The 13,871-nt window shown below is 41.7% G+C and carries 14 protein-coding genes; 5 read left to right on the top strand and 9 right to left on the bottom strand.

Going from position 1 to position 13,871, the window contains the following annotated elements; all coding sequences use genetic code 11:
* Nucleotides 1-3 precede the first annotated feature (3 nt).
* The 4 genes from ACFI6G_RS17350 to rfaD all read right to left on the bottom strand — a co-directional run bounded on the left by ACFI6G_RS17350 (nt 4) and on the right by rfaD (nt 4,077).
* Nucleotides 4-846, bottom strand: a complete 843-nt coding sequence (locus ACFI6G_RS17350; protein WP_462710375.1) for a glycosyltransferase family 2 protein — start codon at nt 844-846, stop codon at nt 4-6.
* Entirely contained in the window at nt 843-2,039 is a 1,197-nt protein-coding gene (locus ACFI6G_RS17345; protein WP_462710374.1) for an O-antigen ligase family protein, read from the bottom strand. Before ACFI6G_RS17345 ends, ACFI6G_RS17350 begins: the two co-directional genes overlap by 4 nt.
* Before the next feature lie 5 nt (nt 2,040-2,044).
* Nucleotides 2,045-3,001, bottom strand: coding sequence for a lauroyl-Kdo(2)-lipid IV(A) myristoyltransferase (gene lpxM, locus ACFI6G_RS17340; protein ID WP_161750260.1), 957 nt, complete (start codon nt 2,999-3,001; stop codon nt 2,045-2,047).
* Between the two features lie 134 nt (nt 3,002-3,135).
* Entirely contained in the window at nt 3,136-4,077 is a 942-nt protein-coding gene (gene rfaD, locus ACFI6G_RS17335; RefSeq protein ID WP_462710373.1) for an ADP-glyceromanno-heptose 6-epimerase, read from the bottom strand.
* A 152-nt stretch (nt 4,078-4,229) separates the two neighbouring features.
* Between rfaD and ACFI6G_RS17330 the strand changes: the two genes are divergently transcribed.
* Nucleotides 4,230-5,393, top strand: coding sequence for a nucleotide sugar dehydrogenase (locus tag ACFI6G_RS17330; RefSeq protein ID WP_462710372.1), 1,164 nt, complete (start codon nt 4,230-4,232; stop codon nt 5,391-5,393).
* 194 nt (nt 5,394-5,587) lie between these two features.
* A complete protein-coding gene (locus ACFI6G_RS17325; RefSeq protein WP_010433829.1) occupies nt 5,588-6,226 on the top strand; it encodes a TetR/AcrR family transcriptional regulator in 639 nt (212 codons plus the stop codon).
* 62 nt (nt 6,227-6,288) lie between these two features.
* Here the strand turns inward: ACFI6G_RS17325 and ACFI6G_RS17320 are convergent, their stop codons facing one another.
* The 5 genes from ACFI6G_RS17320 to ACFI6G_RS17300 form a co-directional block, all read right to left on the bottom strand.
* Entirely contained in the window at nt 6,289-7,440 is a 1,152-nt protein-coding gene (locus ACFI6G_RS17320; RefSeq protein ID WP_462710371.1) for a murein hydrolase activator EnvC family protein, read from the bottom strand.
* Between the two features lie 83 nt (nt 7,441-7,523).
* Entirely contained in the window at nt 7,524-8,345 is an 822-nt protein-coding gene (gene cysE / locus ACFI6G_RS17315) for a serine O-acetyltransferase (RefSeq protein WP_009847961.1), read from the bottom strand.
* 47 nt (nt 8,346-8,392) lie between these two features.
* Nucleotides 8,393-9,457 (bottom strand): NAD(P)H-dependent glycerol-3-phosphate dehydrogenase, encoded by a 1,065-nt coding sequence (gene gpsA / locus ACFI6G_RS17310; RefSeq protein ID WP_016789196.1) that lies wholly within the window; start codon nt 9,455-9,457, stop codon nt 8,393-8,395.
* A gap of 262 nt (nt 9,458-9,719) precedes the next feature.
* Complete coding sequence (gene secB, locus ACFI6G_RS17305) at nt 9,720-10,187, bottom strand: protein-export chaperone SecB (protein WP_009847959.1); 468 nt, start codon at nt 10,185-10,187, stop codon at nt 9,720-9,722.
* Nucleotides 10,188-10,293: 106 nt separating this feature from the next.
* Nucleotides 10,294-10,728: a rhodanese-like domain-containing protein gene (locus ACFI6G_RS17300; RefSeq protein WP_010433842.1), complete on the bottom strand. Its 435-nt coding sequence runs from the start codon at nt 10,726-10,728 to the stop codon at nt 10,294-10,296.
* 276 nt (nt 10,729-11,004) lie between these two features.
* On the opposite strand from ACFI6G_RS17300, the gene rfbB reads away from it, so the two are divergent.
* From rfbB to rfbD, 3 genes are read left to right on the top strand one after another with little or no spacing between them, the layout of a single operon-like run.
* Nucleotides 11,005-12,102: a dTDP-glucose 4,6-dehydratase gene (gene rfbB / locus ACFI6G_RS17295; RefSeq protein ID WP_462710370.1), complete on the top strand. Its 1,098-nt coding sequence runs from the start codon at nt 11,005-11,007 to the stop codon at nt 12,100-12,102.
* Nucleotides 12,102-12,989: a glucose-1-phosphate thymidylyltransferase RfbA gene (rfbA, locus tag ACFI6G_RS17290; RefSeq protein ID WP_462710369.1), complete on the top strand. Its 888-nt coding sequence runs from the start codon at nt 12,102-12,104 to the stop codon at nt 12,987-12,989. Before rfbB ends, rfbA begins: the two co-directional genes overlap by 1 nt.
* Complete coding sequence (rfbD, locus tag ACFI6G_RS17285; RefSeq protein WP_462710368.1) at nt 12,989-13,870, top strand: dTDP-4-dehydrorhamnose reductase; 882 nt, start codon at nt 12,989-12,991, stop codon at nt 13,868-13,870. The genes rfbA and rfbD overlap by 1 nt, the downstream gene beginning before the upstream one ends.
* Nucleotide 13,871 lies beyond the last annotated feature (1 nt).

Here is a 13,871-nt window from a genome sequence, read left to right as displayed (position 1 = left end):
TTATTATAGATTCTTTAATTTTTTGTATCTAGGCTTAAAAGTCACAGCACTTCGTAATAACCTTTGTGACCATTTTTTACTACTACTTCCAAAATCATGTGGGCCTTGAGGACCTAGATAATGGTAAAGTACCTTATCTATATATATAGCTCTAGAGCCAGAAAGCTCTAGTAATGGCAATGTTATGTATTTATCACTACAGCGTCGAGTGTACCTCTCGTCATTTGTAACTAAGTCCTCATATCTAATTTTTCGGGCTTCTGACCAAGATCGAATACGACCAGTAAATAAGTAAGAGTTGAGTACTCGTTTCTGCTCATTCTTTGTTAAGGTAAAGCTTGAAGGGTCAACCTTTTTCCATAAAGCGAATTTAAATGTCTTTAAATGGTTAGCTCGCCATTTTGCAAATCGGAATAAATTAAATCTTTCGACAAATACAGGATAGGATGAGCAGTTTATTCCTCTCTTTCCGTTAACGGTATAAGAGCCAAAGGTCATCCAACATTGGTGTTTTTCGTACTCATTTTTTAAGTACTCTAATGAGGTTGAATTTGCAAGAGAGTCATCTCCATCAATAAGCACAATTACGTCATCATCATTCGGGTTTGCGCATTTTATGGTTTCTGCAATATTTCCAATAGAGTACAATTTTTTTTTGTGTCGAATAAGATGAAACCTATGGTCATCTTTAATGTTCTCCTCTATGACCTTACAACTACTATCATTAGAAAGGTCATCACCGAAATAAACTTCAAAGTTACTGAAAGTCTGTGACTTTAAAATGTCGATATTTTTTTTTAGCATGTTAGACATGTTATATACGGCACTAATTATTATAAACTTCATTGAAATTTTGACTCTGTGTTATTTTCTTGATTGCTGATAATTAATATGTAGGTTGATATTAAATAGAAGTAAAATTGATGTGCTCGTTCAAATGGCATATCAGTAATGCTCAATACCAAATACATACCAATTAGAATAAAAAACATGTTTTTATTTTGACCAGGTTTTATTTTATATAATGGGTAAATAATGAGAGAAAGGGTGAGTAATAGCCCTATGATACCATATTTAGCAAGGTCATTTATCCATTGATTATGAAAGTGTACATAGTGTGCTGCTTCTTTAGTATATATACCTTGATCAATCATAGCTTCTTTCACTTTAATTTGACCTTTATCACCAACACCGATTAACCAGTTATTCTTTATTATTTCGATACCAGCATGCCACATCTGAAACCGTAAACCAATTGACGAGCCCATATCATTATTTTTAATTCGTTCAAGCTCTGTTTTAGTTTCAATAATCCTGTTTTCTATAGGTTTTTCTAAAAAAACACCTGTGACAACTATAATTATCAAAATAGAAACTACAGATTTTATATTTATTTTTTTTAAATTTAAAGAAGTTACTATTAAAATAGCCAAACCAAAAAAATAAGCTATCCATGGTCCTCGGGATAAAGATAAAATCAAAGGGAGCAAACTTGCAAAAGCTAAAAAAAAGCTTATCCATTGATGCTTTTTGTTTTTGCTATTTATAAAGTAATACAGGTTAATAACTGAGGTGAAACCACTGATAATCCCAATTCTTATTGGGTTTATACTCCAATACCTGTTGAGTAAATTCCCATCTAGGTATTGCAAAAATAGGAAGATTAGGAAACTGACAGATAGTAACCAAATTAAATGTCTAAAATTTATTTCATTTATATAAATTCTAGGAAGTATGATTAAATATAGTGTTACCAAGCTAATAACTCTAAAACTACTCGATGATACTCCGTAAGTAAAATAAGCAACAATACATAAGGAAAACCCAAAAATTAATATCCAAAGGAATTTATTACTTTTAATAGTGCTAGGTATGTCACTATAACCAAGGTGAATTAACCGGATAATAAAAGCAAGAGGGACTAGAGCATTAAGTACCTTACTACCATTATCTAGTATGAATAACCCACTGAAAGCCCAAAATATCGGTAAGATTATTATAAATGAAAAAATATTGTATTTTTTTAATATTTCTAGCATGTATATTATACTCTATAAGGGTTTTTATCAGTATCAGGACGAGTCTTAAGCAGCCTTAAGATCCACATATATTGCTCTGGGTTTTTGCTCACGTAATTTTCAATACATTGGTTCATCATACGTGCGTCCTCTTCTTCGCTTCCTGTTGGGAAGGGTAGAGCAGGGTAGAAGTCCAAGGCGTATTGGCCTGTACTGCTATCGTATTGAGCAAACAAGGGCACAATTTTAGCTTTACTTAGTTTTGATAGGCGACCAAGGCCTGAGATAGTTGCTTTTTGAGTCGCGAAAAAGTCAACGAAGACACTGTGCTCACGGCCAAGATCTTCATCAGGGAGGTAGTAACCCAGGTACCCATCACGTACCGACTTGATGAAAGGTTTGATACCACCACTGCGATCATAAACACGACCGCCGTATTGCACGCGCTGTCGGTGCATTAGCCAGTCACTGAGTTTGTTTTTTTGTGCTTTCGCCATCGCAGATACAGGTAAATTGCGTGAAGCTAATAATACCGCTGGGATATCGATAGCCCATGTGTGTGGCACCAGCAAGATCACATTCTCGCCACTGTCTGTAATATCGGTTAGGTTGCTCAGGCCGTTTATCGAAGTGTTATTCTCTAGCCAAGTTTTACTCTTGAGTGTCAGTGAAGCAAATCCCATCAAAAATGAGATGGAAGTAACGTATGACTGATAGAGAGTTTCTTCGCGCTCTTCGATAGATTGCTCAGGGAAACACATCTCAAGATTCACTCGAGCCCGGCGGTTAGCCTTATTCTTAATTTTTACAGCTTGCTTAGCCATAAACTTAACTAATGCTAAACGAATGCTATTAGGTAAGAAGCAGACTAAAGACGATAACAAAACAGCGATCCAAGTTCCCCAGTATTTAGGTGCTAGAAAACCCCATTCAAACTCAGGATTGTAAGCTTTTGGATCAAAATCATTGCGTTGTGTGGTCATTCATTCACTACATTATTTAAATCAGAGAGTTAACTTAATATCGGTCACTCTGGGAATGATTATATTCGTTAGACATTCCCAATAATACACGCTAAAAGTAGGGTGTATTATTGGTCCTAATCTGAAATATACCGTTAAGCGTTTACGATCTTCATGTACTCAGCAACGCCATCGGCTACTGCTTTAAACTCGATATCGCAACCTGTACCGCGAAGCTTCGTTAGGTCTGCTTGAGTGAATTCCTGGTAAGCGCCTTTTAAATGCTCAGGGAAAGGAATCGTTTCGATTTCGCCTTTACCATGGTGCTTGATAACTGCCTTGGCGACTTCTTCAAACGACTCAGCATTGCCAGTACCTAGATTAAAGAGGCCAGATACCCCATTCTCTAAGAACCACAAGTTTACAGCCGCGACATCACCCACATACACAAAATCACGCTTAAAGGTTTCGCTAGCTGCGAACAATTTCGGGTTTTCACCGGCATTCATTTGGTTGTTTAGGTGGAAAGCGACAGAGGCCATGCTGCCTTTGTGTTGCTCGCGTGGACCATAAACATTGAAGTAACGGAACCCTACGATTTGCGAAAGCGTTTCGTTGTGTGCTGCTGCATCCGCGGTTAAGCGACGAACGTAGTTATCAAATTGTTGTTTTGAATAGCCGTAGACATTCAATGCACCTTCGTACTCTCGTTCTTCAATGAAAGTGTCGGTTTCACCGTAAGTTGCAGCTGAAGAGGCATACAAGAAAGGAATTTCACGTTCAACACAGTAATGAAGTAGCTCTTTTGAGTATTCATAGTTGTTGAGCATCATGTATTTGCCATCCCACTCAGTGGTAGCAGAGCATGCTCCTTCATGGAAAACAGCTTCAATATGACCAAAATCATCACCGGCCATGACTTGAGTTAGGAAGTCATCACGATCCATGTAATCCGTGATGTCTAGGTCTACAAGGTTCTTAAATTTCTTACCATCTTTTAAGTTGTCGACGACTAGAATATCGTTGTGGCCCGCTTCATTAAGCGCCTTAACAATATTGCTGCCAATCATGCCAGCACCACCCGTTACGATAATCATAATTTTCTAACTCTTTTGAATACAAAACTGTCACGAGTATAGCAAGGAATGGATAAAGCGGGCTAGTGGAATAATTCCCTAACCAGAGTATGATATGGCTAGATAAAATATGAATTAAATCGAGTAAATAACTCGAAGCTATAGGTATGAGTATGAAAATTGCAATAGCTGGGACAGGGTATGTTGGGTTATCCAATGCGATGTTATTAGCACAAAATCACGAAGTGGTAGCGGTCGATATCATTGAAGAAAAAGTGATAATGCTTAATAACAAAAAATCACCGATTGTTGATAATGAGATTGAACACTTTCTGTCAAGCAAAGCGCTAAACTTTAGAGCGACAACTGACAAGGCAGCTTACGAAGACGCTGAATTCGTTATCATTGCTACACCAACCGATTATGATCCTAAAAATAACTATTTCAACACATCTTCTGTTGAATCTGTTATTAAGGATGTTATGAGCATAAACCCTAATGCGGTAATGGTGATCAAATCAACGGTTCCTGTAGGTTACACTGCGCAGATCAGTGAAGAGTTAGATTGCGAAAACGTCATTTTCTCTCCGGAGTTTTTGCGTGAAGGCAAGGCCCTGTACGACAATCTACACCCATCACGTATTATCGTTGGTGAATGTTCTGAACGCGCTAAAGTGTTTGCGAATCTTCTTGTGGAAGGTGCGGAAAAAGAAAACATCGACGTACTGTTTACTCACTCAACGGAAGCAGAAGCAGTAAAGTTATTCTCAAATACTTATCTAGCGATGCGAGTTTCTTATTTCAATGAGCTTGATTCTTACGCGGAAGCGCATGGCTTGGATTCTCGTCAGATCATCGAAGGTGTTGGCTTAGACCCTCGTATCGGCAATCATTACAACAACCCTTCATTTGGTTACGGTGGTTACTGCTTACCAAAAGACACCAAGCAACTATTAGCAAACTATCAAGATGTACCAAACAATATTGTGGGTGCGATTGTTGATGCAAACCGTACCCGAAAAGACTTCATTGCGGATTCAATTATTAAGCGCTCGCCTAAAATTGTCGGTATTTATCGTTTGATCATGAAGGCGGGCTCTGACAATTTCCGTGCTTCTTCCATCCAAGGGATCATGAAGCGTTTAAAAGCCAAAGGCATCGAAGTCGTCGTGTATGAGCCGGTATTGGAAGAAGAGCATTTCTTTAACTCTAAAGTTTATTCTGACCTTGAAGATTTTAAAACCGTATCGGATGTGATTGTATCTAACAGAATGGTAGAAGAAATCGCAGACGTAGCAGATAAGGTGTACACACGAGACCTGTTTGGCAGCGATTGATTACAGTAGCGATTGATTGTACGAGTGATTAAGATTAATGACACGAGCGATTAATGACAGCTGTGATTGATCAAAGGTGTGACGGTTGAAGGTGAATTTTAGCGTTTGCTAATTCGACCAGATGTTAACAGCTCGATCTATCCGTTTAGTGGCGATATACTGAACCTCTAAACGGATAGGGACACTTATTACCAATGAAAACACGTGACAAGATTGTTTATGCTGCTCTAGAGCTTTTTAATGAGCACGGCGAGCGCAGTATTACGACCAATCATATTGCTGAGCATATCGAAATTAGCCCTGGTAATCTCTACTACCACTTCCGCAACAAACAAGAAATTGTCCGTGATATCTTTACTCTCTATTCGACAGAGTTGCTTGAAAGGTTCACACCGATTCAAGGGCAACAAGAAAGCCTCACGCTACTCAAGCGCTACCTAGATTCTATCTTCACGCTGATGTGGAAGTACCGATTCTTCTATGCGAACCTACCTGAAATACTGTCTCGTGATGAAAAGCTCCACCTTGATTACATGGCTGTACAAGAAAAGCTGCAAACCAACCTTGTGGGTATCATGCGAGCCTTCGTTGAATTGAATTTGCTCAAGGCAACAGATGCAGAAATGAAGTCGATGGTGACGTCTCTTCACTTGATTGCATCAGGTTGGTTGGCGTATCAATCTGCGATGTCTCCAAAAGCTCAAATTACCGAACAAGTGGTTCATCAAGGAATGCTGCAGATGATCGCGACGGTTAAACCGATTGCGACAGCTCAAGGTTTTGAGCAGCTGACATTATTGGAAGATGGTGTAAGGGCGTTGAACTCTAAATAGAAAGAGACGAGTAAGCGATATACGGGATTCGAAGAAAGATACTCGCATCCCGTATCTGCTCTTTATCGAACCAACCAGCTCTTTGGATTCTGAGCTTGGCTGTTTCTACGAATTTCAAAGTACAATGATGGGCGTGTTTGGCCGCCAGTGTCACCGGCAAGCGCGATGGCTTCACCCGCTTTAACCTTGTCACCTTCTTTCTTCAGTAGTGCTTGGTTAAAGCCATAGAGCGTCATATCACCTTTACCATGGTCGAGAAGAACCACTAAACCATAGCCTCGCAGATACTCGGAAAATACCACCGTACCTGAGTAAACGGATTTTACCTGCTGACCGTACTTGGCGTTGATCACCATGCCTTTCCAGTTAATTTGCCCCGTTTGACGTGAACCGTAGTTATGTAGAACTTTATCTTTGATCGGCCAAGGTAGCTTACCTTTACGTTTTGCTAGGCCATCCATCGGTACTGCATTACGTCGTTCTCGAGCCGCTTTTTCTGCTTTTGCTATTTCAGCTTTCAGGCGAGTTTCATTTCGCTGAAGTTCAGCCAAGTAATTTTTGTCGCCAGAAATATTCTTCTTAATGCTGCCAACGGTTTTCTTACGTTGTGTTTGAGTCTGAGACAACTTGTCACGCTTTGTGGTTTGCTGTTTTAACAATGTTGCAATTTGTTCTTGCTCGAGTTGACGCTGTTTGTGGCTTTCTTCTAATTCGAGTTGCGTCTGTTCAATCGTTTTAATGGTTGCGGAGCGAGCTTTGGCAAGGTGCTGGTAATAATGACTGATGCGATCTTCTTCTACACCGGTGTTGAGAATGTGAGAAGAAGCCTTAGATCGACTCGTCATGTAGTAAGTCTGAATGAGCTGCTCTAACTTGTCTGTCTGGACTTTTTTCTGTGCAGTGAGCGCTTTAATCTTTGTGTCTAAATTAGCAATATTAGCATTAGCGGTATTGAGCTGCTTTTTACTGTCTAGAATCGCTTTTTCAAGTGAAGCGATAGACAGCTCCTGCTTCTTGAGGTTTGCCTGTAGGCTATCGAGTTTCTTTTGCTGGGAAGAGAGCGCTTTCTGTTGACGAGAGATTTCGCTTGATACGCCTTTCAGTTCACCTTGAGATGCAGCAAATGATGATGAAGACAAAAGAGCAACACCAAGGCTGGCAGATATCAAAAGAACAGTGCTCATTGATTGAACGGGTTTCATCATTATCGTCATTTTGCTCTTATTAATAATCAGCATCTGCTGCGAGTCTTTTCGCATCTCGGCTATCGGTTATTTGTCGGATCTCGAATCTGCCCTTAAATCCCATCACCATGGATGAAGTTCTGAGAACGACCGTTAAACCCCTGATCCATATCCAAAGACGGCTTGTCAGTTTTCGGTTTTCCAACAATTTTTGCAGGAACACCAGCGACAGTCGTATGAGGCGGAACGGCTTGAAGAACCACAGAGCAAGAACCAATTTTCGCGCCTTCACCCACTTCAATATTGCCAAGTATTTTAGCGCCGGCACCGATCATTACACCTTCTCGGATCTTAGGGTGACGATCGCCACCTTCTTTACCCGTACCACCTAAAGTCACGTCTTGAAGGATAGATACATCATTTTCGACGACGGCTGTTTCACCAATCACGATACCGGTGGCGTGGTCGAGCATGATCGCTTTACCGATACGAGCGGCTGGGTGAATATCCACTTGGCAAGCAACCGAAATTTGGTTCTGTAGGTAAGTAGCAAGCGCAATACGCCCTTGCTTCCATAGCCAGTTAGCCACTCGGTAACCTTGCAAAGCGTGGTAGCCTTTCAGATAAAGCAGAGGCATCGAGTACATCTCGACCGCAGGATCTCGATTTACCGTCGCGCAGATATCACAAGCAGCCGCATCAATAATCGATTGATCTTGCTTAAATGCTTGTTCAACCACCTCACGCACCGCCATTGCGGGCATTGAAGCCGTCTTTAGCTTGTTGGCTAGGATATAACTTAATGCAGCGCCTAAGCTTTCGTGGTTGATAATGGTGGCATGGTAAAAACTCGCAAGCATAGGTTCTTGCTCTGACTGCTGTCGAGCTTCCTTCACAATGCATTGCCAAACCTTTTGCTGTTCACAGTGTTTCATTTTTCCATCCATTTTATCTATTTCATTCCACGACTTAATAAGCGATGTTATCGCTCTGACTTCTTGTCTCGAGCAAGCAGATCTTGTGCCGCTAAGTGGGCATCTTTCCCTTGATACAGCACTTGATAGATTTGTTCAACAATTGGCATCTCAACACCCATACGTTCGGATAGTAACCAAACTTCTTTAGTGTTGCGATAGCCTTCGACCACTTGGCCGATCTCTTCTTGTGCAGTATCGACGTCTTTACCTGAACCTAAAGCCAATCCAAAACGACGGTTACGTGATTGGTTATCAGTACAGGTTAGTACTAGATCGCCCAGCCCTGCCATACCCATAAAGGTTTCGGGTTGTGCACCCAGTGCAGCGCCTAAGCGACTCATTTCAGCTAAGCCACGCGTGATCAGTGCAGTACGAGCATTGGCACCAAAACCAATGCCATCCGACATGCCTGCGCCAATTGCGATAACATTTTTCACCGCGCCGCCAAGTTGCATGCCGATGAAATCTGAGTTTGCGTATACGCGGAATGTTTTACCGCAGTGGATCTTCTCTTGCAGCTCTTCTAAGAATACTTCATCTGGTGAAGCGACAGAGATAGCCGTTGGCATGCCCATCGCTAACTCTTTGGCAAAAGTAGGCCCTGATAGAACCGCTAGCGAGTACCCATCACCCAGCACATCGTGCGCGACATCTTTAAGTAAGCGGCCTGTTTCTGGCTCTAGGCCTTTGGTCGCCCAACAGATGCGAGAATCCGTACCTAAGTAAGGTTTCAGGCTGTTTAGAACAATACCAAACACGTGGCTAGGCACAACAACGAGAAGGTCACGACTTGCTGTTACTGCTTTCTCAAGATCGGATTCGATGATTAGGCTTTCTGGAAAGTCGATATTTGGCAGGAACTCATTATTAGCACGCTCAGATTCAAGACGAGCCATATGAACAGGGTCGTGTCCCCAAAGAACAACATTGGCACCGTTACGCGCTAGAGATATCGCTAAAGAGGTTCCGTAAGAACCGGCGCCTACCACTGTCATCGCAATGTCTTTACCGTAAGCGCTGTCTTTACCGTAAGCGTCTGCCGTGTTAGTCGGGCGAGTTGTGTCTGTCATGCTTCCACCTAAAAATAATGAGGGAAATCGAAGAGTTTTGGAGAAACTCTTTACTAAGAAGAAAAAGCGCTCTACCAAAGTACAGTGTAAATAAAAAATGCACATCGCAGAAGCTGCGATGTGCATTTAAAACTAATTATTTCACAAAAACTAGCTATCGAATAAAAGGCCATCTTCTAATAAAAATAGCCGTTTGTTGGCCGTTCGTTTATTAGTTATTTATTGGTCATTTATTCGCTAAGCGTTAAGACTACATTGAGACTTAAGCTTGTTCGCCTTCAGCTTGTTGAGCTTGATTTTGTAGGTAGTTCATGAACAAAGCATCAAAGTTTACTGGAGCTAGGTTCAATTGTGGGAACGTACCTTTAACTACTAGGCTAGAAATTGTTTCACGCGCGTATGGGAACAGGATGTTCGGGCAGAATGCACCTAGGCAATGTGCCAGTTGGCCAGCTTCCATTTCGCTTGCAGAGAAAATACCACCTTGTTGAACTTCACAAAGGAATGCTGTGTCTTCTGCATTCTTAACGGTAACAGTTAGACGTAGGATAACTTCGTAAACGCCTTCGCCAAGCTCACGGCTTTGAGTGTCTAGGTCCAGTTTTACATCTGGGTTCCACTCTTTTTGAAACATATCTGGAGAGTTTGGCGCTTCGAAAGAGACGTCTTTTAGGAAAATACGTTGGATTGCGAAGTTCTGTTGTGCGTCTTGTTGTGCTGCTTCAGCCATTTTCTTGTCCTTAAAAATTTATAATTAGGCTCTGTTCATCATATCAGTCGAATAAAGCCCTAAAGTAATATCGTTTTACTCGGTCAGCTTATTTCTTACCTTTAACCTATTTCTTACCTTTAACTAAAGGAAGGTTAGCTTCGCTCCAAGCCACTAAGCCGCTTTTCAGCACGCTTACGTTTTCGAAACCTGCTTTAACCAGCAAGTTTGCGCTTTCTTGAGCGGTTTGACCCGTCTTGCATACTACGATGATTGGGTCTGCTTTGTGACTTTCAAGGCTACCAAAGTTATTTGCTTTGATATCTGACGGTAAAATGTGAACTGCGTCAGTAATATGGCCTTTCTTGAACTCATCCTTAGTACGAATATCAACCACAACACCGTTTTCGCGGTTAATCATGTGTGTGGTTTGCGCTGCCGTGATCTCTTTATAAGCTGCGTTTGATGTCTTGATAACGTTCGCAATGATGGCAACAACCAAGCCGATCCATACGATGGCTAAAATCATATTCTCTTGAACAAATGGAACTAACTCTTGCATATCTTGAACTCTTATTCGTTATTGGGCGAAAAACTCTAGGTCAGGAGTATAGCGAGGTTTTGGATTTGGTGCACATAGTACTAACTACCTCATACCGACCACCTGATTTTTTTTTGATTATATCCACTGTTACATAGATAATAGGGATATTTACATTTTTAAATTTTAATGCGTAGTTTGGTTGTCGCTTTGTTACCGAAGGGCGGTAGCGTACCTGATGGAGTTCACTACTACCTGTTAGGTCTATGATTTTCAAGTTTTATTTTAGGAGTTTTTGTGAAAATATTAGTCACCGGTGGCGCTGGTTTTATCGGTTCAGCAGTTATACGTCATATTATAAATAATACTTCTGACAGCGTGATCAACGTTGATAAGCTCACTTACGCAGGTAACTTAGAATCTCTTATCGAAGTGGATTCGTCTGAACGTTATGCATTTGAGCAAGTCGATATTTGCAATCGAGTAGAGCTTGACCGTGTTTTTATTGAACACAAGCCAGACGCAGTGATGCATCTTGCGGCAGAGTCGCATGTTGACCGTTCAATCACAGGCCCTGCCGCGTTTATTGAAACGAACATTGTCGGAACATACACGTTGCTAGAAGCGACTCGCGAATACTGGAATGCGCTTGAAGGCAGTGCAAAACTGGAGTTTCGTTTTCATCACATCTCGACCGATGAAGTTTACGGTGATCTTCCGCATCCAGATGAGGTTCCTGAAGGCACTGACCTGCCGATGTTTTTAGAAACAACCTCGTATGAGCCATCAAGTCCATACTCGGCGTCAAAAGCATCGAGCGATCACCTTGTGCGTGCATGGTTACGTACTTACGGCCTTCCAACCATCGTAACCAACTGTTCAAATAACTATGGCCCTTATCATTTTCCTGAAAAATTGATCCCATTGGTTATCCTTAATGCGCTAGAAGGTAAAGAGTTACCTATTTACGGTAAAGGCGATCAAATCCGTGACTGGCTATTTGTAGAAGACCATGCGCGAGCACTCTACAAAGTAGTGACCGAAGGTAAAGTAGGCGAGACCTACAACATCGGTGGTCACAACGAAAAGAAAAACCTCGAAGTCGTGAAGACGATTTGTGACATTCTAGATTCGTTAGTACCAAAGGGTTCTGCGTATGCAGAACAAATCACGTACGTTCAAGATCGTCCTGGTCACGACCGTCGTTACGCGATTGACTCGAGCAAAATGCAGCGTGAACTAAATTGGACGCCTGAAGAAACGTTCGAAACCGGCCTTCGCAAAACAGTGCAATGGTATTTAGATAACTCGGTATGGTGTCAAAATGTACAAGATGGTAGTTACCAACGTGAACGTTTAGGTGTAGACACAACAGAATCAAAGGGAAATCAATAATGAAAGGGATTGTATTGGCCGGTGGCTCTGGCACTCGTTTATACCCATTGACTCGCGGCGTATCCAAACAACTCTTGCCGATTTACGACAAACCCATGGTGTTTTACCCAATCTCAACACTAATGCTGGCGGGCATCAAAGATATTTTGATTATCACTACACCGGAAGACAATGCTGGCTTTCAACGCCTGCTGGGTGATGGCTCTGATTTTGGTGTTAACCTTGAATACGCGATTCAGCCAAGCCCTGATGGCTTAGCTCAGGCGTTTATTATCGGTGAAGAGTTCATTGGTGATGACAGCGTGTGTCTAGTTCTGGGAGATAACATCTTCTATGGTCAATCTTTTTCTAAAACACTACAAAGTGCTGCTTCAAGAGAATCAGGCGCGACAGTGTTTGGTTACCAAGTGAAAGACCCAGAACGTTTTGGTGTGGTTGAATTTGACGATGAAATGAAGGCAATTTCAATTGAAGAAAAGCCGGAAGTACCAAAGTCTAACTATGCCGTAACAGGTTTGTATTTCTACGACAATCGTGTGGTTGAAATGGCCAAGCAAGTGAAGCCATCTCATCGTGGTGAGTTAGAAATTACCACACTGAATGAAATGTACCTTAACGATGGTTCGCTGAATGTTGAACTGCTGGGACGTGGCTTTGCTTGGTTAGATACCGGAACGCATGAAAGCCTTCATGAAGCTTCTTCTTTCGTTCAAACGATTGAAAATGTTCAAGGTTTGAAAGTCGCTTGTTTAGAAGAAATCGCGTGGCGTAATGGTTGGCTGAGCGATGAGCAAGTTTTGACGCTCGCTAAACCAATGATGAAAAATGAATACGGCCAGTACTTGACTCGGTTAGTGACTGACGCTCAGAAAAAGGTAGTAGTTTAATGCGTGTATTAATTACAGGCTGTTACGGTCAAGTGGGCTCTTGCTTAACTCAGCAGTTGGTCAATAACGGAAATATCACTGTATGCGGTTTGGATAGAGAGCATCTTGATATTACCAACCAGAAGGCAGTCAGTGCAGCGGTTGCTGAATTTAAACCTACTATCATTATCAATGCCGCAGCTCACACAGCGGTTGATAAGGCTGAAGAGGAAGTCGACCTTTCTTACGCGATAAACCGTGATGGCCCTAAATACTTAGCGCAAGCCGCACAAAGTGTTGGTGCAGCCATTTTGCATATTTCGACCGACTATGTGTTTGAAGGCAATAAAGTGGGCGAGTATGTGGAAACGGATGCTACTAATCCACAAGGTGTTTACGGTGAAAGCAAGTTAGCGGGTGAGATAGCGGTCGCTGAAGCATGTGAGAAACACATTATCCTTCGTACAGCATGGGTATTTGGTGAGAGCGGCAATAATTTCGTCAAAACCATGTTGCGTTTAGGTGAAAATAGAGATGCACTGAGTATTGTGGGTGACCAATTTGGCGGGCCTACGTATGCCGGAGATATTGCCAATACATTGATTCAAATAGCGCAGAAAATTACTCAGGGTGATGCGGTTGATTACGGTGTTTACCATTACTCAGGTTTGCCTCATGTCAGTTGGTTTGACTTTGCTGATACCATTTTTGATGTTGCGGTTAAGCAAGGAGTGCTTGCAAATAAGCCAAGCTTAACGAGTATTACCACTGACCAATACCCAACCCCCGCCAAACGCCCAAGCAATTCTCGATTAAGTACCGAAAAAATCACGCTAGTTTTCTCGGTTAAAGCGAGCGATTGGAAGGCCGCGTTAAACAATATTCAAGCGTATACGGAATAAT

The sequence above is a fragment of the Vibrio sp. PSi01 genome, from assembly GCF_054960695.1.
Note: the sequence above shows the minus strand (reverse complement) of the source record. Positions and strands in the feature narration are given on the sequence as shown.